Here is a 21,154-nt window from a genome sequence, read left to right as displayed (position 1 = left end):
GAGCTACTATCAAAAAATAGTAACTTCCTTTCGAGTGGAGCTGTCATGAGTGAAACGACGGTCATCGAAGTCGCCCCTCGCCGCTGGTGGGCACTCGGAGCCCTGTCCGTGGCCATGCTCACCATCGGTCTCGACATCACGGTCCTGACGGTGGCGCTGCCGACACTGGCGGTCGATCTCGGAGCGGACAACTCGCAATTGCAGTGGTTCAGTTCCGCATACACGCTGGTCCTCGCCGCCGCGCTGCTTCCTGCAGGTGCGCTCGGCGACCGGTACGGCCGCAAGAAGCTCCTGCTCGGCGCCCTCGTCCTGTTCGGCGTCGCGTCACTGCTCTGCAGCTATGCGAGCACATCGGGTCAGCTGATCGCCGGACGCACCCTGCTGGGGCTGGGGGCCGCGGTGATGATGCCGCTGTCGATGGCGGTGCTGCCCGTGCTGTTCCCCGACGCCGACGAACGATCGCGGGCACTGACCATCTGGGTAACGTCCACCGCGATCGGCCTGCCCCTCGGCCCGATTCTCGGCGGATGGTTGCTCGAGAACTTCTGGTGGGGATCGGTGTTCCTGATCAACGTGCCCCTGGTCGTCGTCGGCGCGATCGCCGTCGCGACCCTGGTCCCGGAATCGCGCAGCGAGGAGCAGTCGCCCACCGACTATCTCGGCGCCGCACTGTCGTCATTCGGACTTCTCTGCCTCACTTACGGTTTCATCAGGGCAGGCCAGGACGGCTGGGGCGACGCACTGGTGTGGGCGTCGATCGTAGTGGCCGTGGTCGCGCTCGGACTGTTCGCGATGTGGGAGCGTCGGTCGCGTCATCCACTGATCGACACGTCGTTGTTCGCCAGCCCCGGATTCCGCTGGGGCACGATCTTCACCACGCTGGTCAACTTCGGGATGTTCGGGCTGTTCTTCACGGTGCCGCAGTACTTCCAGGCCGTGCTCGGCGTGGACGCGCTGGGCAGCGGCCTCCGACTGCTGCCGTTGATCGGCGGACTGCTGGTCGGCACCCGGCTCTGCGACCGACTGCTTCGGCGGGCCGGCGCCCGGCCGGTCATCGTCATCGGGTTCGCCCTCCTCACGGCGGGACTCGCGACCGGCGCCCTGACCTCCGTCGATTCCGCGTACTGGTTCAGCGCGACATGGATCGCACTCGTCGGCGCGGGAATGGGTTTCGTGATGCCGGCGGCGATGGGTGCGGCCCTGGGCGCATTGTCGGCCGAACGTTCCGGTTCCGGTTCGGCACTGATCCAGGCGCTGCGGCAGGCCGGTGGAACGATCGGGGTCGCGGTGCTGGGCACCGTCCTCGCCACCCGTTACCGGACCGAACTGGGAGCCCTCGACGTGGACCCGGTCCGCGACGGCGTCAACGCAGGCGTCGCGGTGGCCGAGGCGACCGGCGACCCGTCGATGCTCGCGCACGTCCAGGCGTCGTTCCTGTCCGGGATGAGCCTCATGTTGTGGGTGTGCGCGGGCATCTGCGCCGTCGCGATGGTGCTCGCAGCACGCTTCACGCCCCGCGATACCCCGGCCCGGGAGCAGAATGAGTCAAAATCGGTACATGTCCATTGACGCTCGACCAGGCCTGCGGGAGCGGAAGAAGGCGCGCACCCGGCTGACCATCCGGACCGAGGCATTTCGGTTGTTCCGGGAGCAGGGCTACCCGGAAACCACGATCGAGCAGATCGCGGAGGCCGCGGACGTGTCGCCGAGCACGTTCTTCCGCTACTTCCCCACCAAGGAACAACTGGTGCTCGCCGACGACCTCGATCCGTTGATGATCGAGGCCATCGAGGCACAACCACCGGACGTCCCGCTGATCACCGCATTCCGGAAGGCGGCCGAGTCCGTGTTCGCCGGCCTGTCCGAGGCAGACATGGACTTCGAGCGGAAGCGTCAGGAACTGCTGTACTCGGTCCCGGAACTTCGTGGGGCCATCATGCAGGAAATGGTGCGCAGCATCGACATGATCGCCGGTGTCATGGCGCGCAGGGTCGGACGCTCCGCTGACGATTTCGAGGTCCGCGCGCTCGCCGGGGCCATCGTCGGCGTCGTTCTCGGTGTCGTCGATCTGCTGCCCGGTGATCTGCCGCTCGCCCTGCGCGCACTGGAATTCCTCGAGGACGGGTTGCCGCTCGGGCGTGCCACGTCGTAGACCCGGCGCCCGATGTCGCATCGGTCTACCTCGACTGCACCGGTGTGACATCGGGCGGAGCCGTCAGGTGGTCGCGCGGGCGAGAACCTCCGTCACGACGTGTTCGGCGATGGCGAGGGACGACGTCGCACCCGGGGAGGGTGCGTTCCGGACGTGAACGACGCGTCCCGACCCGGTGATGACGAAGTCGTCCTCGAGGCTGCCGTCGGCGTTCATCGCCTGAGCGCGGATGCCCCGGGGTCCGCGGGTGACGTCGGAGCGGCGCACGTCGGGGACGTACTTCTGCGCCTCCTTGACGAACTGGCCCGTGCTGAGAACGGTGCGGGCCTCGCGGACCGCCGCCGCGGCGTTGTGCACGGCGAAGCGCCAGAATCCGGGAAACCCGACCGCCGACATCACGTCCGACGGCGACCATCCCCGCCGGTCGTACGCCTCCCGCCCGAAGGCGAGAAACGCGTTCGGTCCGAGCATGATTCGCCCGTCGATCCGCTTGGTGAGATGGACGCCGAGGAACGGGTACCGCGGATCCGGAACCGGGTAGATCAGCCCCTTCACGAGCGAGGACCGCTCGGGCTCGAGCAGGAAGTAGTCGCCGAAGAAGGGCACCACGCGAGGCGATCGCGGTTCACCCGACATCAGTGCCACCCGGTCGGACTGCAGTCCCGCGCACGTGACCACCAGGTCGAAGGCCTCACTGCCCTGCCGGGTGGTGACCACCGTTTCGGCGGTCCGGCTGTCCAGGCCCACGACCTCCCGGCCGAGCAGGACGCGTCCGCCCGCGGCGGCGATGTCCGCGGCGAGGGCCTCCGCGACCGCCACGTAGTCGATGATCGCGGTGTGCGGCGAGTGCACGGCGCCGACTCCGCGTGCGTGCGGTTCGATCTCGGGGATCTCCTCCCCCGGGATCTTGCGGATGCCGGGAACGCCGTTGGCCACCGCTCTGTCGAAGATGGCGTCCATCCGCGCCACTTCGGACGAGTCGTGGGCGACCACCACCTTGCCGCATTCCTCGTAGGCCACGCCCTTGGTTGCCGCGTACTGCTGCAGGAGGGTGACGCCACGGCGGCACAGGCGCGCTTTGAGGCTGCCCGGCGGGTAGTACAGGCCGGCGTGGACGACGCCGCTGTTGTGGCCGGTCTGGTGGGCCGCGACCCGGGATTCCTTCTCGAACAGCGTTACCTCGACGTCGTCCATCCGGTGCAGAAGTTCCCGGGCGACCGCCAGACCGATGATGCCGCCGCCGATGACGGCCGCACGAACCTTCGCCATGAGCACCCCTCCGTATACCGTTTTCGAGATATCATCGATGGTATGTCGACCACCCCTCGACGCACGTCTTTTCCCGGACTGGAGCACCTGTCCGATCGGCGTCGAGCGCTGCTGGACGAGCTCGTCACCACTCGCCGCGAGCGCGGCCTGACGCAGACGGAGATCGCCGCCCACATGGGCACGTCGCAGTCGGCCGTGGCACGGCTCGAACGCGGCGACGTCGATCCCCGCCTGTCGACGCTCGAACGGTATGCGGAGGCCGTGGGCCGGACGGTCGACTGGACGATCTCAGCGCACCGGGAGTCACCACCATGATCTGGCCACCACCCACCCCACCATCGGTCCCGCCGTTTCACACGCCCTGGCAGCCGGATCCGCAGCAGCCGCCCGCGCCGATGCACGTCACGTCCGTCCCCACTCCGGGTCCCGACTGGCTGGCCGAGCGGCTGTTCGACAGACGGATCGTGTCTCTGACCGGCCGACTCGACGCCGAGACCACCAACCGCGCGGCCGCGTCGCTGGCACTGCTCGACGCCTCGGACGACGGGGAGGTCCAGCTGTGGCTGCACGGCGTCGACGCCGACGTCGACGCGGCCGCCACCCTCCTCGACACCCTGGACCTGATGGGGGTCCCGCTGCACGTCCACTGCCGCGGCGACGTCCGCGGAATGGCGATCGCCCTCCTCGCGCCCGCCGACCGCCGGACGTCGGCGTCGCACGCCGCGTTCCACCTCCGCGAACCGCAGGCGTCGTGCACCGGTCCGGCGTCGGACGTCGCTATCGCCGCCGAACACCACGAGCAGCAGTTGCGGAGGCTGCAGCAGCGCATCGCCGACTCCTGCGGACGTCCCGTCGACACGGTGATCGCCGACATGCGGGACCACCGGATCCTCACCGCCGACGAGGCGCGCGACTACGGGTTGATCGACGCCGTCACCGGCGCACGCTCGGTCGACGGGGAGTAATCCGGCGGACGCACTCGTTTTCGGCTCGCGCGCACGAATTCAGGCCCAATTTCGAGTGCGCGAACCGAGAAAGGGTGCGTCTGTGCGGCTGCCCGCCGCAGGAAGGGCTCTTGCGCCCCGCACCTCGACGGGGGAATCATCCGAGGATGACGGTCGAACGATCGCGCATCACGGTCCACGGGGTCGTGCAGGGGGTCGGCTTCCGCCCGTTCGTCGCGCGTCTCGCTGACGATCTGGGACTGCACGGCCACTGCGGCAACGACGACGTCAGCGTGTTCATCGAGGTCGAGGGCAAGTCCGCGTCGGTGTCCGAGTTCGTGCGCCGGCTCCGCACGGATGCACCGCCGATGGCCGTGATCGTCGACGCGACCGCCCAGCCCGTTCCGGTGCGCGGGGACGAGTCGTTCCGGATCATCGACAGCCGGCACGTCCCCGGCGCGCGGACGCTGGTGTCACCGGACGTGGCGACGTGCGCGGATTGTCTTCGCGAACTGGCCGATCCGCGCGATCGGCGGTATCGCCACCCGTTCGTCAACTGCACCAACTGCGGGCCGCGGTTCACGGTGATCACCGACCTGCCCTACGACCGGCCCAACACCACGATGGCCGAGTTCCCGCTGTGCGCGGCGTGCCTCGCCGAGTACCGGGACCCCGCGGATCGACGGTTCCACGCGCAACCGGTGTGCTGCCCCGACTGCGGTCCGCACCTGTTCGCCGAGGTCGACGGGCACCGGGTCGACGGGGACGACGCCGTCCTCACCGCGGTGCAGGGGGCGTTGAGGGACGGCCGGATCGTGGCGGTCAAGGGTCTCGGCGGATTCCATCTCGTCTGCGATGCCGCCGACCCCACCGCCGTCGAGACCCTGCGGGTGCGCAAGCACCGCCCGGACAAGCCGTTCGCGGTGATGACCGCGGACCTGTCCGCCGCCGCCGAGCTGTGCGAGATCTCCGAGCCCGAGAGCGCACTGCTTCGACACGCGGCCCGGCCGATCCTGTTGCTGCGCAAGAAGAACACTGTGTCGGTTGCCGACGGCATCGCACCCGGGATCGACGATCTCGGGGTGATGCTCCCCTACACCCCGCTGCACCATCTCCTGTTCACCCGGACGCCGGGCAGCCACGTCGACCCACCGCGCGTGCTCGTCATGACGTCCGGCAACCTGAGCGGCGAACCTCTCTGTTTCGACAACGACGACGCCCGTACCCGTCTGCGGGACATCGCCGACGTGTTCCTGATGCACGACCGCCGCATCGCGGTGCCCTGCGAGGATTCGGTCCTGGCGGTGGAGGCGGGCGCGGTGCTGCCGATCCGCCGCTCGCGCGGGTTCGCACCGCTGCCGGTCGTGCTTCCCGCGCACGGCCCGGAGATCCTCGCGGTGGGCGCGGAGATCAAGAACACCTTCTGCCTGACCCGGCAGGACTACGCGTTCTGCTCGGCGCACCTCGGTGACATGGGCAGCCTGGAGAGTCAGCGCGCCTTCGAGACGTCGGTGCGACAGCTGACGCATCTGCACGGGATCACGCCGGAGGCCGTGGTCGCCGACCGGCACCCCGGATACTCGACGCATTACTGGGCCCGGCGCTACAGCGAGAGGACCGGCGTCCCCCTGCTCACCGTGCAGCACCACCACGCGCACGTCGCGTCGCTGATGGCCGAACACGGACTGGTCGGGACGACGGTGCTCGGTGTCGCGTTCGACGGGACGGGGTACGGCTGCGACACCACCGTGTGGGGCGGCGAACTCCTCCTGGTCGGCCCGAACATCCTCGACACGAGGCGGGTGGGACACGTCCAGCCCTTCTCACTGCCGGGCGGTGACGCCGCGGTCCGGAATCCGGTGCGGGTGGCGTTGGCTCTGCTGCACGAGTGCGGGATCACCGACGTCGACGGGCTGCCGTGCGTCGAGGCGATCCCCTCCGCGGAACGCGCGGCCGTGGAGTCGCAACTTCGGTCGGGTCTCGGTTGCGTCAGGACGACGAGCGCGGGCCGCCTGTTCGACGGAGTCGCATCGCTGCTCGGGGTCCGGCACCGGGTCACCTACGAGGCGCAGGCGGCCATCGAACTCGAGGCCCTCGCCCGGACGGCCCCGCACCCGGCTCCCCTGGCCATGGACGTGGAGAACGACCAGCTCAGACTGCCTCTTCTGGTGTCCGGACTGGTTGCCGGTCTCCGCGACGGGACCCCGCCCGCGGCGCTCGCACTCGGCTTCCACCATGCCCTCGCCGCCGCGACCGCCGACCTCGTCGACCGGGCCGCCACCGCGACCGGAGCGTCGACGATCGGACTCACCGGAGGAGTCTTTCAAAACCGTTTATTCCTCGCACAGGTGAGAGCACACTGGGAGAGCAGCGGTTATCGAGTCCTCACCCACCACCGGGTGCCTCCCAACGACGGAGGACTCTCCCTCGGCCAGGCGGTGATCGGTGCCGCGGCGACCATGCGCGGACCGTGACGTCGGCAGCCCCCGACCGGCCGGTCCGGGACGGGAGCTAGTGAATGACCACCACCGCAGAGGCGGGCGGCCACCTTGTCGACACGGACCTGTCTGCGGATCTCGCTGCCGCAGCATTGTCACTCGCCCGCAGATTCCATGACGGCGCGACGCTCTGGGTGATCTCACCCCAGTGGGAGCCGCACGCCCACCACGTCGCCGTCGAATTCGTCCATCCCGTGATCATGGGCAAACGGGCGCTGCCGTCGGTGGCACTCGTCGAACCCGATCCGGTGGCGCAGGCACGGGTGGCGAGCAGGCCCGGCGACATCCTGCTGGCCGTGGCGTCGGCGAACGAGCCCGCCGTGGTCGACGCGATGCGCCGCGCACCGGCGTGGGGCGCGATGACGCTGTGGATCGGGGCAGGCCCCCGACCTCCGGCCGGTGCGGCGAACCACATCCTCTGGGTCGACTCGGAGGATCCGATGGTGCCGGCCACCGGGCGGTTCGTCCTCATGTATCACCTGCTGTGGGAACTCACCCATGTCTGCTTCGAGCACTCGGGACTGCTGAAGCCCGACGCCGAGGAGTGCGACGAGACGGTCTGCGTCACGTGCAGCGACGAGGGTCGTCTCGGCGAGGTGGTGATCGAGCCGGCCGAACCGCTGGGGCCCGCCCTGGTCCGCACGGCCGCGGGCGAGGAATGGGTGGACGTGAGCATCCTCGGCGACGTCCAGCCGAACGACCTCGTGCTGGTGCATGCGGGGGCCGCGATCACCCGACTCGACGACGCAGGTCAGGAGGCGAACCGATGACGACGCACGACTCGGAGAGCACCAGCTTCCTCTACCCGTTCATCGACTCGGAGGAAACCGACGCCCAGAGCCTCCTCGACGACCTCGCGGCGTCCGCGCGGGGGAAGGCCGCCGAGAGCGCTCGCCTGCAGAAGGAGTCCCTCGACGAGTACGGCGACGGACTGACCGCTGCCGGGATCGACATGGCCGACAGGTTCCGTCGCGGCGGCCGGCTCTACACGTTCGGCAACGGTGGCAGTTCTACCGACGCCGCCACGCTGGCATCGCTGTTCAGCCGTCCCGCGCGCGGGCGTCCGGTGGCGGCATGGTCGCTCGCCGCCGATCAGGCCGTGGTGACGGCGCTGGGCAACGACGTCGGCTTCGATCTGATCTTCAAGCGGCAGATCATCGCCCACGCCCGCGACCGCGACGTCGCCATCGCACTGTCGACGTCGGGCAACTCCGACGACCTGATGACCGCGCTCACCGAGGCGAAGCAGAGAGGCCTGCTGACCATCGGGTTCGCGGGGCACGAGGGCGGCCGGATGGCGGCGATGGCGTCCGCCGGCGAACTCGACTTCTGCTACACCGTCCACTCGCAGAGCATCCACCGGATCCAGGAGAGCCACGCGATGCTCGGGTACCGGCTGTGGTCGGTGGCCCAGGAACACATGACGCGGCCCGCTCCCAACTCCGTGGAGGCTTCATGAGCACCACCGAACCGGCCACCTCGGCGGAACGCGAAGACCGGGTCCTCGAGCGGATCGACAAGTTCCGGCAACGCCGGCCGCGGCTGCTGGACGAGGTGGTGACCCTCGCTCACGGTGCGGGCGGGAAGTCGTCGGCGGCCCTCGTCGACGCGGTGTTCGTCGAGGCGTTCCGCAACGAGGAACTCGAGCAACTCGGTGACGCGGCCGCGCTCACAATGCCCTCGGGTGAGCGGCTCGCGTTCTCCACCGACTCGTACGTGGTCCAGCCGCTGCGTTTTCCCGGCGGTTCCATCGGGCATCTCGCGGTGCACGGGACCGTCAACGACCTCGCCGTGTCCGGTGCGCGCCCCCGGTGGTTGTCGGCGGCGTTCGTCATCGAGGAGGGTTTCCCGATCGCCGAACTGCGGGAGATCGTCGCCGACATGAGCGAGGCGGCCGTCCTGTCCGGAGTGCAGATCGTCACCGGCGACACCAAGGTCGTCGGCAAGGGCGCCGCCGACGGCGTCTACATCTCCACCGCCGGTGTCGGTGTCATCCCGGAGGGCAGGCGGCTGTCGGCCGATCTCGTGCGTGCGGGCGACAAGGTGCTGTTGTCGGGCACCATCGGCGAACACGGCATGGCGGTGATGCTCGCCCGCGGTGACCTGGCCATCGAGGCCGACATCGCTTCCGACACGGCCCCGGTGAACTCGCTGGTGGAGACGCTGCTGGACGCGGCCCCGTCGACGCGGTGGATGCGGGACGCCACCCGCGGCGGCGTCGGCACCGTGTGCAACGAACTCGCTCACGCCTGCCAGCTCGCCGTGATCGTGGACGAGCAGTCCCTGCCCATCGAGCCGCAGGTGCTGGGCGCCTGCGACATGCTCGGCATCGACCCGCTGTACGTCGCGAACGAGGGCAAGTTCGTCGCCATCGTCGCGGCGGACGAGGCGGATGCGGCCGTCGCGGCGATGCGAGCCCACCCGCGGGGAGCCGATGCCACCGTGGTCGGCGAGATCCTGGCCGAACCGCCGGGCATCGTCGCACTGCGAACCTCGTTCGGCGGCAGCCGGATCGTCGACATGCTCGTCGGCGACCCGCTTCCCCGAATCTGCTGAAGAACAGCCCGAGAAGGAGAACCACGATGTGTCTGGGGATACCCGGTCAGGTGGTCGACATCGTCGACGCCGAACAGCATCTGGCCAAGGTGGACGTGAACGGCGTCCAGAGAACGATCAGTGTGCGACTGCTCGCCGAAGAAGGTCTCGTCGTCGGTGACTGGGTGCTCGTGCACGTCGGTTTCGCAATGGCGAAGATCGACGAGATCGAGGCGCAGCTGACGTTGGATCAGGTGCAGAAGATGGGCGCCGACTACGTGAACGAGATCGACGCGTTCAACTCGTCCGAAATCGCGTGACAACAGCAAGAACGAGGTAACAGGGATGAAGTTCGTCGACGAATTCCGGGACCCGGCGGCGGCTCGCGCCCTGGTCAAATCCATCACCGAACTGGCCCGTGGCGACGAGTTCAAGTTCATGGAGGTGTGCGGCGGCCACACCCACACCATCTACCGGCACGGCATCGAGCATCTCCTGCCGGAGTCGGTCGAACTGGTGCACGGACCGGGATGTCCGGTGTGCGTCATCCCCATGGGCCGCGTCGACGACGCCATGTGGCTGGCCGAACAGCCCGGCGTCATCTTCACGACGTTCGGCGACATGATGCGGGTGCCCGGATCCAAGGGCAATCTCATCGAGGCCAAGGCCCGCGGCGCGGACGTCCGCTTCGTGTACTCGCCGCTGGACGCGCTCAAGGTGGCGCTCGACAATCCCGACCACCAGGTGGTGTTTTTCGCCGTCGGGTTCGAGACGACGGCTCCGTCCACCGCGGTGACGTTGGTGCGCGCGCGGGCGCTGGGCGTGAAGAACTTCAGTGTGTTCTGCAACCACGTCACGATCGTGCCGCCGATCAAGGCGATCCTCGAGTCGCCCGACCTGCGGTTGTCGGGCTTCCTCGGACCGGGCCACGTGTCCACCGTGGTGGGGTTGCGCCCGTACCGGTTCGTGTCCGAGGTGTACGGCAAACCGATGGTGGTCGCGGGTTTCGAGCCACTCGACATCCTCGCGTCGGTACACATGCTGCTTCAGCAGATCCGGGAGGGCCGCTGCGAGATCGAGAACCAGTACAAGCGGGTGGTGCGCGCGGAGGGCAACGTGCAGGCGCTGAAGCTGATGGCCGAGACGTTCGAACTGCGCCCGCACTTCGAGTGGCGCGGACTCGGTTTCATCTCGCAGAGCGCGCTCAAGGTCCACCGGAACTACGCCGAGTTCGACGCCGAGGAGAAGTTCTCGATGCCGGGTGTGCGGGTGGCGGATCCGAAGGCGTGCCAGTGCGGTGAGGTTCTCAAGGGTGTCATCAAACCGTGGGAATGCAAGGTCTTCGGGACGGCCTGCACTCCGGAGACGCCGATCGGCACGTGCATGGTGTCCCCCGAGGGTGCGTGCGCCGCGTACTACAACTTCGGCCGACTCCACCGCGAGACGGCCCAATTGCTGGGTCAGCGAGGCTGACCGGTGATGCGGCGCGAACACAGGATGCCGTCCGGGCACCGCGTGTTCGCGCAGTATGCGCACGCCCCGAATGCCCTGGGCTACTGCGGCCCTCCCGGTTCGGAGCGACTGCAGGCGGTCGCGTGCGGTGCGGCGCCGGACACCGACGTGGTAGTGCTGGCGAAGCAGTTCAGCGGCGCCTGGCCGTACCAGGAGGTGATCGCCCAGCTCGCCGGAATCCCGGACCCCTTGGACGAGAGGGTCGTTCGAGCCTACTGGACCTCGGGCGAACTCTCCGACCGCATCGATCGGGCCGAGTTCGGCGCGGCACTGCTCGCCCGCCTCGCGTCTCAGGCCGGACACTACTGGAAGCACCTCACCGAGGACCTGCTGGGTGAGGCGGCGCCCACCCACAACTTTCACGTGTTCGGCGTGTATCCGTGGTCGCGGCTACTGGACACCGGAATGCCTCAGCCGCTGCAGGTTCTCGACTCGTGCCGCATCCGCTGGGGTGAGGTGGTCGGTCTCGACACCGACCGTGCCGTCGTCCGATCCCGCCGTTTGTCCTGGGACGGAAGCCGGCTGTCCCTCGGGCCCGAACAGGACGACCCGGCCGACTACCGCGTTCCCGACGGAACTTTCGTGAACGACCTCACTGTGGGCGACCGGGTGGCGGTGCACTGGGATTTCGTGTGCGACCGCCTCGACCCGGATCGGGTGGACCGGTTGGGCGCGCAAACGGAATGGCAACTTGCACAGACCAATCAGCGCCTGTTTCGGCAAGCGACCTCGACCTCACGGAAACGGACCGGCACGAACGTTTCCCAGTTACCATGACTACAACTCACGGCCTGTGGCCGGATCGGAGCAGACATGAAGAAGATCCTGAACTCACTGTCCGAAGACGAGTTCGTCCTGATCCGCGAGACCAAGAAGGCACAGATGGCCGACTTGGACGAGGACAAGCTGATCAAATTGCACACCCGAGTTCGCCGTGCCCGCAACAAGCACGTCAAGCTGTACCGCCAAGAAGGCGCGGCGAAGGTCGCGGACAAGGGTGCGCGTGGGGCCGGTAAGGCGGCAAACAAGCGCAATGCCGACAAGGTGGAGGTCTTCGAGGCAGCGCTGAGCAGGGTGAGCGGCCAATTGGCGACGGCGGCCCGCGCCAGCGCTCGGGACTTGAAGGACGCGCGACTCGCCCGCGCCCGCAGCGACGCCCCATCCTTCAGCGAGCTCGGCGACAGCGACGGAAAGGTCGCCTCGTCCGGCAAGGCACGCGTCGACGCCACCCGGAAATCCTCCGGCCGCAAGAAGTTCGAAGCATCCACTATCGCCGCAGGCGCACGACGGCAAGCGAAGAAGGACCAGCGGTAAGTCCCCGTCGCCCTTCCTCAGACGCGCACGACCCGCATCCCCGCGGCTTCGAAAGGCGCCGTCTCACCGGTCGCGGCCGAGGCGTCGGTGACGATCGTGGTTCCCGGCGGGATCGGTGCCCAGGCGTGGAAGGGGCGCTGCCCGAGCTTCGCCGCGTGCGCGAGCACGTACACCTCGTCGGCACGGGCGATCATGATCTCCTTGAGGCGCGTCTGTTCCAGTTCTGCTTCACAGATCCCCAGATCCGCGGTGACGGCGTCCGCGCCGAGAAACGCGCGATCGAAGGTGACTCGTTGGAGCGTGGCCTCGGCCAACGGCCCGACGAACCCCTGGCTGAGGTGCCGGAGTGTTCCGCCGATGCACTCGACGCGCACGGAGTCCGCGTCGGCGAGCGATTCGAGGGCGGTCAGGCCCGCAGCGATGACGGTGATGTCGTCGATGTCGCGTAGGAACTCCCCCATCGCGCCCACGGTGGTGCCGGCGTCGAGAAGGATCGTCTCGCCCGGCCGAACCTGGTTGGCGGCCCATTCCGCGATCGCACGCTTCGCGTCGAATCCCTCGAGCGCGCGCTGGCGGAGTGACGATTCCTGCTGGGGGTCGAGGGCGATCGCCCCACCGTAGGTCCGGGCGATCAGACCCTGGGACGTGAGCTGGCTCAGGTCCCGCCGGATGGTGGAGGCGGTGACACCGAATTGCGCCGACAGGTCGTCGACACTCGCCAACCCGCTCGAGCGGGCCAGTCGCACGATCTCGGATCGGCGTGCTTCCGACTCGCGAACCGCCATGTTTCGTCCCCCTACTTCACAACCGCTGTGCTGGTTGCCAATTCGGCAGCCTGACGAAGAGCTTCGACCATACTACCGGCCTCCGCAATACCCTTGCCTGCGATGTCGAAGGCGGTGCCGTGGTCGACGGAGGTCCGGATGACGGGCAGTCCCACCGTGATGTTGACCCCCGCCTCGATGCCGAGGACCTTGACCGGCCCGTGCCCCTGGTCGTGATACATCGCCACGATGAGGTCGTAGTCCCCGCGTCCCGCGAGGAAGAATGCGGTATCCGCAGGCAACGGACCGTGGACGTCGATGCCGTCCGCCTTCAGCACCTCGACCGCGGGAATGATCTTCTGTTCTTCTTCTCCGTAGCCGAACAGCCCGTGCTCCCCGGCGTGCGGGTTGATGCCGCAGACCCCGATCTTCGGCTCCGGGATTCCGGAGCGCACCAGCGCGTCGTGCCCGCGCCGGATCGTCCGCTCGACGAGTCCGGGTTCGATCTTCGCGACGGCGTCGAGCAGTCCGATGTGGGTGGTCACGTGGATCACCTTCAGCTTCGGCGTCGACAGCATCATCGACACCTCCTCGGTGCCGGTGAGGTGCGCGAGAAGTTCCGTGTGGCCCGGGAAGATGTGGCCGGCGGCATGCAGCGCCTCCTTGTTGAGCGGGGCCGTGCAGATGGCCTGCACCTCCCCGCGCACCGCGAGTTCGCTGGCGACGCGAATGTACTCGTACGCCGCGTGACCGGCGACCGGCGACAGTTCACCCCACGGCAGGTCGTCGGGAAGGAGGTCGAGATCGATGACGTTGACGCGCCCGGGTACCGACTGCGCGTCCGCGACCGACTCGACGGTCACGATGTCGACGTCGATGCCGAGCACATTCGCCGCGAGACGAAGCCGCTTCGCGTCGCCGATGACGACCGGCGTGCACCAGGACCGGGTGGCCTCGTCCAGCAAGGCGGGAACGATCACCTCGGGGCCGATTCCGGCGCCGTCGCCCATGGTGACGGCGACGACGGGAAGGTTCGCGGTATCAGTTGACGCTGTCATGTGAGGTCCTCGCTGTGTGGGGGTATGGGTGGGCGGCTGAGCGCCGCGCAGGTAGGCCGCGATCGCGGAGAGACTAGTCGGGTCGCCGAAGCTGCCGGGCCGCGTGACGACTCGCCGTCCGTCGGACGCCAGGGAGGCGACGGCGCCGTGGTGCACTTCGTGGACCGGTCGAAGCGACGTGATCCCCAGCGCGTCGACGACGGCGCGGGCCGTCTCACCGCCGGTGAGCACGAGGTCGGCTCGGCGGTCGTTCTCCAGGGCCGCGACCAGCCGTCCGAGCGCCGCCGACAACGCCCGGCCATTCGACGGCTCCACGGCGCCGGAGACCGTCACGACCGTAGGCCCGTCGTCGAGAACGTGCCGCAGTGGTGTCGTGTCCACATCGCCGCGGAGAAGTTGCGTCGCGTCGACCGGCACGTGCCGCACACCGTCGGCGACCAGCGACGCAACCTGTTGCACGGCAACGGGTTCTGCGGTCCCGACGACGATCAGGACGGATTCCGCCCGCCTGGCCGCCGTGGTGGGGACGTGCCGGAGCGGCAGCGTGCGTGCCACCGCCGCCGCGAGGGCGGAAGTCCCGACCAGTCGCACTCCGGGGATTGCCCGGCAGGCGTGGACGATCGAGTCGAGATCCTCGTCGGTCTCGACGTCGCAGATCGCGATGGCTCCGGCGGACACCGCGCGGGCGAGCGACCGTTCGACACCGGGACCGCGGCGCACGCACTGCGTGGGACTGTCCGGAAAGAGACCGGCTATCGACTCCGGCGGCGGCGTGGATTCCGCCGACCACACCCCAGCCCGGTGGAGCGGCGTCGCTCCGACGTGCACGACGCCATGGCGAACGGTCCGGCCGAGTGCCGGCAGCCCTGCTGCGACGACCACCGGACCGGTGTCGGCGAGGATTCCCACCTCGGGCCCGATGTTTCCGCGGAGTAGTGAGTCGATCTTCTTCACCACGAGCGCATCGGACGGAACTCCGGCGAGCGCGTGTCGAACCGCGCGTGCCGCATCCTCCGGGCTCATCGACCGCGTATCGAGATCCGCGATGACGACTCCGCCCGGTTCCTGAGTTTCGGCGGCGCCGAGAAGGAGCGATACGGGCGCACTCCGATGGAGGAACGCGCTCGCCACTTCAGCGGCACCGGACAGGTCGTCGGCGAGGACCGCGACGGTCGGATCGGATCCGATCGATTTCGGTCTCATGATGCCGCCTTCGATGGAGAATCTGCGTGTTTCGTGCAGTTTATGGTAGCAGTTTTGCGCGTTACGCGCAGAACGTTCACAGGGATGCTCCCGCGCACTGCACGATGGCCTGACCCGTGATGCTCCCGCCGTACGGTCCCAGGAGGAATCCGATCAGTCCCGCCACCTCGTCGGGGGCGATGAAGCGACCGAGCGGTGGGACCCGCGGAGGCGTCGACGTGCGAGCCGGATCGTTCAGCATCGGGGTGTCCGTCGGACCAGGGGCAACCACGTTGACAGTGATCGCTCTGTCCACCAACTCCGCAGCCCAGGAACGCGACATTCCCACGAGTGCCGACTTGGTGGCGACGTACTGACTCTTGCCCGCCGCTCCGGACATCGTGCGGCTGCCGACCAGGACCACCCGGCCGCCGTTGCGCATCGACGGAGCGAGTGCATTGACGAGAACCTCCGCGGCTGCGACGTGAATCCGCCACATCTTCAGGCCGTCGTCGACCTGCAGTTTCCCGAGAGGTGCTGACGATTGCAGACCGGCCGCGTGCACGACGGCGTCCACCGAACCGGCCGCGGCCGCGTGCTCCGAGAGTGCGTCGAGGTCGCCGAGATCGACGGCCGTCCAGGAGAATCGGTCGTCGTCGATGCCGGGGTCGCGTCGGCTGAATCCGGTGACCGACCATCCGTCGCCGAGAAGCTGCCGGGCGGTGGCGGCGCCGATGCCGGAGCTGACCCCGGTCACGACCGCACGCTTCGAGTCGTCGTGCGTCACGACCGGCTCCCGTCGGCGACCCAGGCCTGATCGAGCTCGACGTACTCGATCGCCTGCCGGAACCGGGTGAACGCGACGTGCAGGCGGCCGTCGTTCCCGGCGGTGATGCTGGGGTACGAGTACTCGCGGTTCAGCCCGTCACGAGAATTGTTGGACAGGCAGTACCCGTCGCCGATCTCGATGTCGCGGCGAACCGGCCACGTCCGGCCCCCGTCCTCGGACATCGCCAGCGTCATCGGGGCGCGGGGCGCACCCCAGAACGCGCTGCGACTGTCCCCGTCGTCGAGCGGCTCGAGCTCCGTGTCCGCCTGCTCGGGCACCCCGTCGGCGAGACCGTCGTCGTCGATCTCGTCGTACAGGGACGTCCGCCGCGCGGTGGCTTTCGCCGCGCTGGACTCGTTGAACACCAGGGCGAGACGGTCGCCCGGAAGCACGACGAACTGAACGGACGAGTTGTTGTTGGGAAGCTCGGTCGCCTCCGGCTGGGTCCAGGTATCGCCGTCGTCCGTCGAGACGCTGCGGTAGATCGAGTCCGCCCAGCGGCTGCGATAGAGGGCCACGAGGGTGCCGTCGGCGAGGCGGCCGATGTTCATGTGCACGCAGCCGACGCTGCCCGGCACAGTCACCTCACGCCAGGAGTCGCCGTGATCGTCGGAGATCATCACGCTGCTGTAGTCGCGATCGCCCACCCACTTGCGGCCCTCGATACGGACGCAGTGGAACACGGGGAGCAGAAGCCGCCCGGTCGGGAGCGCAACCACCGGCTGTCGCACGAACACACCGCCGGCGTCCGTCTCCGGCAGCAGCGTGTGCGCCTCGCCCCACGTTCGGCCGCCGTCGGCGGAGATGCGCCGCATGACACGTGCGGTGTCCTGGTTGCCGGCGTGCTGGGACGTCCACAGTAGCCACACGGTTTCCGTATTCGTCACGTGGAGAACAGGATTCTGTTCCGAACGAGTCGGATCGTCGGACAGCTGCACCGGCTCCGACCACGCGTCTGCATCCGGGGCGAGCCGGGAGCACCAGACGCTGATGTCCGGCACGCCCTCCTGGGTGCCCGCGAACCACACGCAACCGAGGGAGCCGTCCGGCAGGACGGTGAGATTCGCCGCGTGGTTCTGCACCTGCGGTGCGGGAAGCAGCGCGTCGCGTCGACCCGTCTCGACGTCACGGACGACGCCGTCGGTGGCTCGGGTATCGGTTGCGGGACTCGGTGTGGTCATCTGCGTCTCCAGTGCGTGGATAGGGGCGGGCGAGTTCTCGGGGCAGCGGTCACGTCACGTCTAGGCACGCAGCGCCGCGACACTGAGGTCATAGGAGTTCGTCGGGCGCAGCGCGACACCGTCGATCCGCGAGCGGCGCGCGAGAACCGCTTTCGGAACGAACGCCCACAGGCACGGGCACGTGTCCCAGATCTGGCGCTGCGCGTCCGCGAGGAGTTCGGCGCGCCGGACGGCGTCGGCCTCCTCCGAGGCCTGGGTGATGGTCCGGGTGATCTCGGGAAAGATGTATCCGTGGTAGGTATCCCGGGTCGCTTCCTTCTCCGCGGTGCCGGCGTACATGCCCTGCATGATGGTGAGGGCCAGTCCGGTCGGGCTCGGGAAGCCGTTGCCCAGCACGTCCCAGTCGCCGACCTTGCCCTGCCGCCACTGCGAGATGTCGCCGCCGGGTTCGAACTGCTGGAGAGTGGTTCGCACGCCGACCGCGGACAGCATCTGCAGCACCGACTCCATGATGTCGGTGTCGGCCGCGAACTCGCCCGTCTCCCAGATGATCTTCAACTCCAGATCCCGGATTCCGAGAGCGTCGAGTTCCCCGCGGGCGCGGGCCGGGTCGTAGCTGTACTCACCGGTCTCGACGGCACCGTCGAGAGTGAGGGGAATGACGCCGCGCGACTGGGTGGCGGAGCCCTGCAGAACCTGGTCGACGAGGGCCCGCCCGTCGATCGCATACGTCAGCGCCCTGCGCACCCGCGCGTCGGCCAGCGGGTGCCCCTGGGGTTTCCGGAAATTGAAGAAGAGCTGATTGAGCCGGACACCGTCGATCCGATCGATCGCGACACCCGACAGACCGGCGAGCTGGTCGGCCGCATCGGGGGTGATCGAGTCGATCACGTCGACCTCGCCGCTCCGCAAGGTCACGACACGGTTCGACTCGTCCGGAACGAAGCGGACACGCACCGATTCGATCTGTGCCGGTGTTCCCCAGTAGTTCTCGTTGCGCACCAGGGTGTAGTTTCCGGTGCCGCGGTCACTCTCCGTCACGACGTACGGTCCGGATCCCACGCCGGACTGCAGTTCCTCCGGCACGTTCGCGGCCGCCGGGGTGATGAGGATATTCGACATGAGGTAGTCGAGCACCGGGACCGGACGCTCGGTGTTCAGGGTGAAGCTGGTGTCGTCGATCTGGTCGACCGTCGGCCACTCGGGGAAGAACCCGCCGACGAATGACCCGTCCACCTGGCTGTACATCTGCAACGCTGTCGCGACATCCCGCACCTGCACCGGACTGCCGTCCGAATAGCGGATTCCGGGCCGCAGGTGCACGTACCACTGGGTGGGCGAGACGAGTTCGAACCGATCGGCCAGAACCAGCTGGGGCCGCAGGTTCCGGTCGATCTCGGTGAGGGCCTGCCGCACGCCGCGCTGCACGGTGAGTGCGGCATCGAACTGGTTCAGCTTGTTGTCGAGGCTCACGAGCGATCGGTTCAGGGCCAGGCTCACCGTCCTCGGTCCGGGGGTTCCCGTCGGTGTCGCGCATCCAGCGGCGGATCCGAGCGTGAGGCCGGCACCGAGGAGGAGACCCGACCGGAGCAGCGTTCTCCTCGAAAAACGCTGTTCGAAAAGAGAATTGGTCATCGTCGACCTCTCGGGACTAAGGGTGTGGGGCGCGGCGATCAGGCACGGCGCGAGATGGTTGATCATCACGCGATGTGATCGCCGGCACATCCGAACTCTACTCAGAGTTGCTTGAGATGCGCAAGATGGCGGGCAAGACTTGCGCACAACGCGCATTAGTGCGATTGTGAGCTGAGTTACACACGAAGCTGCTGTACCCGACACGCCGCGGTGTCGACACCTCCATCGCCGGCGTTATCGAAAGGTCGACGATGACCCCTCACGCAGACACCGAACGGCCGGTGACCTCATGACGCAGCACGCCGCCGACACGGCATTTGCAGCCCAGCCCGCCGGCTCGGCATCACCGGCGCCCCGCCGGACCCCGACCTCCCGTGTCCCGAGGGTCCTGACGGCGGCCATGCCCCGCTACGTCGCAAAACGCCTTGCACAGAGCGCGCTTGCCGTCTTCCTGACACTGACCACCGTGTTCGTCCTCATCCGGATGGCACCCGGCGACCCCGCCTACTCGATGGCCGGCCCGCTGGCCAGCACCGAGGACCTCGCCCGAATCAGGGCGGACATGGGTCTCGACCAGTCCGTGTTCACCCAGTACCTGCTGTATCTCCGCGGCCTTCTCCACCTCGATCTCGGCACCTCGTACTCGTTCCAGGCGCCCGCCTTCGACGTCGTCCTCGCTCGGCTGCCGTACACGATCACCCTGTCCGTCGCGGCGATCGTGCTCACCACACTGGTGGCCATCCCGCTCGGAGTGTGGATGGCGCGCCGCGCCGACACGAGGCGTGAACTCGGCGCCAACGTCGTCACGATCGCCGGTCAGTCCATGCCCGACTTCTGGACCGGACTGATGCTCATCACCGTGTTCGCGGTGCTGATCCCGATTTTTCCCGCGGCCGGATTCACGACCTGGTCCAGCCTGGTGCTGCCCACCGTGACGGTGGCCGTGCTGCAGATCGCCCTGATCTCCCGCATGGTCCGCCGCGAGATGGTCGGCGCGTTCTCCTCGCCGTACATGACCGTGGCCCGCTCGCGGGGCGTCCCGGAGCGCGAACTCATCTGGCGGTACGCCCTGCGGAATTCCGCGATCCCGGTGCTGACCGCTCTCGGTACCCGGTTCGCCTCGATGCTCAACGGCGTCGTCGTGGTCGAGGTCGTCTTCGCGTGGCCCGGCGTGGGATCGCTGGTCGTGCGTGCACTCGAGACGAGGGACTACCCCCTCATCCAGGCCACCGTCCTGGTGACCGCGGTTCTCGCCGTCCTCGTCCAGCTCCTCGTCGACCTCTGCTATCCGCTCCTCGACCCGCGTGTCCGACTCGGAAAGGGAACGACGAAATGACCACCGTCATCGATCCCCCGGCACAGGAGCGGCCGAGCGCCGTGACCACCCGGGACATCGCCCGGGCCGGTGCCACCCGGCGCGCCCGCGACAGCCGCGTGAAGATCTGGGTGGGCACCGTCTGCGCCCTCGCCGTCATCATGCCCGTCGCACTGGCGCAACTGCTTCCCCTGCCCTCTCCGGACGCCACCGACCTCGCCCAGCGGCGCCTGCCACCGCTGACGGACGGTCACCTCTTCGGAACCGACCAACTCGGCCGGGACCTCCTCTCCCGCGTCCTCTACGGCGGACAGGTGTCACTGACGATCGGAATTCTCGCGGTCGTCGTCTCCGGGCTGATCGGCCTGTGCCTCGGCGCACTCGCCGGCTACCTCGGCGGCTGGACGGACACGGTCGTGAGCAGGCTGCTCGAGGCCCAGCTGTCGCTGCCGCTCCTCATGATGCTGCTGCTCGTCGTCGCCCTGTTCGGCCCGTCGATCCCGGTCATCACGTTCGTCATCGCGATCGCCCAGTGGCCGGAGATCGCCCGGCTGACCCGCTCACTCGTCCTCGTCGAACGCGAGAAACCGTACGTGGCGGCCTCCCGGGTACTCGGACTCGGACGCACCGCCATCCTGTTGCGCCACGTGATCCCCAACATCATCAAGCAGGCATCCCTCGTCGTCCTGCTGCTGCTCGCGCAGGCCGTCCTCCTCGAGAGCGCACTGAGCTACCTCGGCGCCGGACCGCAACGCCCCTTCGCCACCTGGGGCCGGATCATCTCCGACGGCCAGGACTACATCACCACCTCGTGGTGGCTCGTGACCCTCCCCGGCCTCGTCATCGTGCTGCTCGTGATCGGCGTGAACCTGCTCGGCGACGGGCTCCGCGACCGCCCGGCACGGTCGCCCGGGAAGCGCCGTGGGCTCCTGCACCGGATCTCGTTGCGAAAGGAAGAGGTCTGAC

20 protein-coding genes are annotated in these 21,154 nt (G+C 68.3%); 14 read left to right on the top strand and 6 right to left on the bottom strand.

Annotated elements, in window-relative coordinates; genetic code table 11:
• The first annotated feature begins 45 nt into the window (after positions 1–45).
• Together DTA22_RS12885 and DTA22_RS12880 are read left to right on the top strand one after the other, a co-directional pair.
• Entirely contained in the window at positions 46–1,569 is a 1,524-nt protein-coding gene (locus DTA22_RS12885; RefSeq protein WP_112299655.1) for a DHA2 family efflux MFS transporter permease subunit, read from the top strand.
• Positions 1,559–2,152 carry an acyl-CoA-like ligand-binding transcription factor gene (locus DTA22_RS12880; protein WP_112299654.1) on the top strand — a complete coding sequence of 198 codons (594 nt, stop codon included), beginning with the start codon at positions 1,559–1,561 and terminating at the stop codon, positions 2,150–2,152. Before DTA22_RS12885 ends, DTA22_RS12880 begins: the two co-directional genes overlap by 11 nt.
• 63 nt (positions 2,153–2,215) lie before the next feature.
• Here the strand turns inward: DTA22_RS12880 and lhgO are convergent, their stop codons facing one another.
• Positions 2,216–3,421, bottom strand: a complete 1,206-nt coding sequence (gene lhgO / locus DTA22_RS12875; protein WP_112299653.1) for an L-2-hydroxyglutarate oxidase — start codon at positions 3,419–3,421, stop codon at positions 2,216–2,218.
• A 42-nt stretch (positions 3,422–3,463) separates the two neighbouring features.
• On the opposite strand from lhgO, the gene DTA22_RS12870 reads away from it, so the two are divergent.
• From DTA22_RS12870 to DTA22_RS12825, 10 genes are all read left to right on the top strand, one after another.
• Entirely contained in the window at positions 3,464–3,736 is a 273-nt protein-coding gene (locus DTA22_RS12870; protein WP_037241752.1) for a helix-turn-helix domain-containing protein, read from the top strand.
• Between the two features lie 80 nt (positions 3,737–3,816).
• Positions 3,817–4,386, top strand: a complete 570-nt coding sequence (locus tag DTA22_RS12865) for an ATP-dependent Clp protease proteolytic subunit (RefSeq protein WP_112299652.1) — start codon at positions 3,817–3,819, stop codon at positions 4,384–4,386.
• 146 nt (positions 4,387–4,532) lie between these two features.
• Positions 4,533–6,839 (top strand): carbamoyltransferase HypF, encoded by a 2,307-nt coding sequence (gene hypF / locus DTA22_RS12860; RefSeq protein WP_112299651.1) that lies wholly within the window; start codon positions 4,533–4,535, stop codon positions 6,837–6,839.
• A 44-nt stretch (positions 6,840–6,883) separates the two neighbouring features.
• Positions 6,884–7,633 carry a HypC/HybG/HupF family hydrogenase formation chaperone gene (locus DTA22_RS12855; protein WP_037241759.1) on the top strand — a complete coding sequence of 250 codons (750 nt, stop codon included), beginning with the start codon at positions 6,884–6,886 and terminating at the stop codon, positions 7,631–7,633.
• Positions 7,630–8,322, top strand: a complete 693-nt coding sequence (locus DTA22_RS12850; RefSeq protein ID WP_011596981.1) for a D-sedoheptulose-7-phosphate isomerase — start codon at positions 7,630–7,632, stop codon at positions 8,320–8,322. The genes DTA22_RS12855 and DTA22_RS12850 overlap by 4 nt, the downstream gene beginning before the upstream one ends.
• Complete coding sequence (gene hypE / locus DTA22_RS12845; RefSeq protein WP_037241762.1) at positions 8,319–9,419, top strand: hydrogenase expression/formation protein HypE; 1,101 nt, start codon at positions 8,319–8,321, stop codon at positions 9,417–9,419. Before DTA22_RS12850 ends, hypE begins: the two co-directional genes overlap by 4 nt.
• A 26-nt stretch (positions 9,420–9,445) precedes the next feature.
• Positions 9,446–9,718, top strand: coding sequence for a HypC/HybG/HupF family hydrogenase formation chaperone (locus DTA22_RS12840; protein ID WP_005244643.1), 273 nt, complete (start codon positions 9,446–9,448; stop codon positions 9,716–9,718).
• Between the two features lie 25 nt (positions 9,719–9,743).
• Positions 9,744–10,871 carry a hydrogenase formation protein HypD gene (gene hypD / locus DTA22_RS12835; RefSeq protein WP_005258643.1) on the top strand — a complete coding sequence of 376 codons (1,128 nt, stop codon included), beginning with the start codon at positions 9,744–9,746 and terminating at the stop codon, positions 10,869–10,871.
• Between the two features lie 24 nt (positions 10,872–10,895).
• Complete coding sequence (locus DTA22_RS12830; protein ID WP_112299650.1) at positions 10,896–11,687, top strand: DUF6390 family protein; 792 nt, start codon at positions 10,896–10,898, stop codon at positions 11,685–11,687.
• A 36-nt stretch (positions 11,688–11,723) separates the two neighbouring features.
• Positions 11,724–12,224 carry a hypothetical protein gene (locus DTA22_RS12825; protein ID WP_112299649.1) on the top strand — a complete coding sequence of 167 codons (501 nt, stop codon included), beginning with the start codon at positions 11,724–11,726 and terminating at the stop codon, positions 12,222–12,224.
• 17 nt (positions 12,225–12,241) lie between these two features.
• Here DTA22_RS12825 and DTA22_RS12820 read toward each other — a convergent pair whose 3' ends face one another.
• The 5 genes from DTA22_RS12820 to DTA22_RS12800 form a co-directional block, all read right to left on the bottom strand.
• Positions 12,242–13,009, bottom strand: coding sequence for a DeoR/GlpR family DNA-binding transcription regulator (locus tag DTA22_RS12820; protein ID WP_112299648.1), 768 nt, complete (start codon positions 13,007–13,009; stop codon positions 12,242–12,244).
• 11 nt (positions 13,010–13,020) lie between these two features.
• Complete coding sequence (pdxA, locus tag DTA22_RS12815; RefSeq protein ID WP_112299647.1) at positions 13,021–15,249, bottom strand: 4-hydroxythreonine-4-phosphate dehydrogenase PdxA; 2,229 nt, start codon at positions 15,247–15,249, stop codon at positions 13,021–13,023.
• 76 nt (positions 15,250–15,325) lie between these two features.
• Positions 15,326–16,015, bottom strand: a complete 690-nt coding sequence (locus tag DTA22_RS12810) for an SDR family NAD(P)-dependent oxidoreductase (RefSeq protein ID WP_174233795.1) — start codon at positions 16,013–16,015, stop codon at positions 15,326–15,328.
• Positions 16,012–17,238 carry a sialidase family protein gene (locus DTA22_RS12805; protein WP_112299645.1) on the bottom strand — a complete coding sequence of 409 codons (1,227 nt, stop codon included), beginning with the start codon at positions 17,236–17,238 and terminating at the stop codon, positions 16,012–16,014. The genes DTA22_RS12810 and DTA22_RS12805 overlap by 4 nt, the downstream gene beginning before the upstream one ends.
• Positions 17,239–17,298: 60 nt before the next feature.
• Positions 17,299–18,873 carry an ABC transporter substrate-binding protein gene (locus tag DTA22_RS12800; RefSeq protein WP_112299689.1) on the bottom strand — a complete coding sequence of 525 codons (1,575 nt, stop codon included), beginning with the start codon at positions 18,871–18,873 and terminating at the stop codon, positions 17,299–17,301.
• A 289-nt stretch (positions 18,874–19,162) separates the two neighbouring features.
• On the opposite strand from DTA22_RS12800, the gene DTA22_RS12795 reads away from it, so the two are divergent.
• Positions 19,163–20,209: an ABC transporter permease gene (locus DTA22_RS12795; protein WP_245973367.1), complete on the top strand. Its 1,047-nt coding sequence runs from the start codon at positions 19,163–19,165 to the stop codon at positions 20,207–20,209.
• Positions 20,206–21,153 carry an ABC transporter permease gene (locus DTA22_RS12790; protein WP_112299644.1) on the top strand — a complete coding sequence of 316 codons (948 nt, stop codon included), beginning with the start codon at positions 20,206–20,208 and terminating at the stop codon, positions 21,151–21,153. The genes DTA22_RS12795 and DTA22_RS12790 overlap by 4 nt, the downstream gene beginning before the upstream one ends.
• Position 21,154: the final 1 nt, after the last annotated feature.

The sequence above is a fragment of the Rhodococcus wratislaviensis genome (genome assembly GCF_900455735.1).
Lineage (GTDB): Bacteria > Actinomycetota > Actinomycetes > Mycobacteriales > Mycobacteriaceae > Rhodococcus_F > Rhodococcus_F wratislaviensis.
Note: the sequence above shows the minus strand (reverse complement) of the source record. Positions and strands in the feature narration are given on the sequence as shown.

Excerpts from the sequence above, each read along its gene's own strand:
- DTA22_RS12885 (WP_112299655.1), top strand. The coding sequence starts at position 46 with ATGAGTGAAACGACGGTCATCGAAGTCGCCCCTCGCCGCTGGTGGGCA.
- DTA22_RS12880 (WP_112299654.1), top strand. The coding sequence starts at position 1,559 with ATGTCCATTGACGCTCGACCAGGCCTGCGGGAGCGGAAGAAGGCGCGC.
- lhgO (WP_112299653.1), bottom strand. The coding sequence starts at position 3,421 with ATGGCGAAGGTTCGTGCGGCCGTCATCGGCGGCGGCATCATCGGTCTG.
- DTA22_RS12870 (WP_037241752.1), top strand. The coding sequence starts at position 3,464 with ATGTCGACCACCCCTCGACGCACGTCTTTTCCCGGACTGGAGCACCTG.
- DTA22_RS12865 (WP_112299652.1), top strand. The coding sequence starts at position 3,817 with ATGCACGTCACGTCCGTCCCCACTCCGGGTCCCGACTGGCTGGCCGAG.
- hypF (WP_112299651.1), top strand. The coding sequence starts at position 4,533 with ATGACGGTCGAACGATCGCGCATCACGGTCCACGGGGTCGTGCAGGGG.
- DTA22_RS12855 (WP_037241759.1), top strand. The coding sequence starts at position 6,884 with ATGACCACCACCGCAGAGGCGGGCGGCCACCTTGTCGACACGGACCTG.
- DTA22_RS12850 (WP_011596981.1), top strand. The coding sequence starts at position 7,630 with ATGACGACGCACGACTCGGAGAGCACCAGCTTCCTCTACCCGTTCATC.
- hypE (WP_037241762.1), top strand. The coding sequence starts at position 8,319 with ATGAGCACCACCGAACCGGCCACCTCGGCGGAACGCGAAGACCGGGTC.
- DTA22_RS12840 (WP_005244643.1), top strand. The coding sequence starts at position 9,446 with ATGTGTCTGGGGATACCCGGTCAGGTGGTCGACATCGTCGACGCCGAA.
- hypD (WP_005258643.1), top strand. The coding sequence starts at position 9,744 with ATGAAGTTCGTCGACGAATTCCGGGACCCGGCGGCGGCTCGCGCCCTG.
- DTA22_RS12830 (WP_112299650.1), top strand. The coding sequence starts at position 10,896 with ATGCCGTCCGGGCACCGCGTGTTCGCGCAGTATGCGCACGCCCCGAAT.
- DTA22_RS12825 (WP_112299649.1), top strand. The coding sequence starts at position 11,724 with ATGAAGAAGATCCTGAACTCACTGTCCGAAGACGAGTTCGTCCTGATC.
- DTA22_RS12820 (WP_112299648.1), bottom strand. The coding sequence starts at position 13,009 with ATGGCGGTTCGCGAGTCGGAAGCACGCCGATCCGAGATCGTGCGACTG.
- pdxA (WP_112299647.1), bottom strand. The coding sequence starts at position 15,249 with ATGAGACCGAAATCGATCGGATCCGATCCGACCGTCGCGGTCCTCGCC.
- DTA22_RS12805 (WP_112299645.1), bottom strand. The coding sequence starts at position 17,238 with ATGACCACACCGAGTCCCGCAACCGATACCCGAGCCACCGACGGCGTC.
- DTA22_RS12800 (WP_112299689.1), bottom strand. The coding sequence starts at position 18,873 with ATGACCAATTCTCTTTTCGAACAGCGTTTTTCGAGGAGAACGCTGCTC.
- DTA22_RS12795 (WP_245973367.1), top strand. The coding sequence starts at position 19,163 with ATGACGCAGCACGCCGCCGACACGGCATTTGCAGCCCAGCCCGCCGGC.
- DTA22_RS12790 (WP_112299644.1), top strand. The coding sequence starts at position 20,206 with ATGACCACCGTCATCGATCCCCCGGCACAGGAGCGGCCGAGCGCCGTG.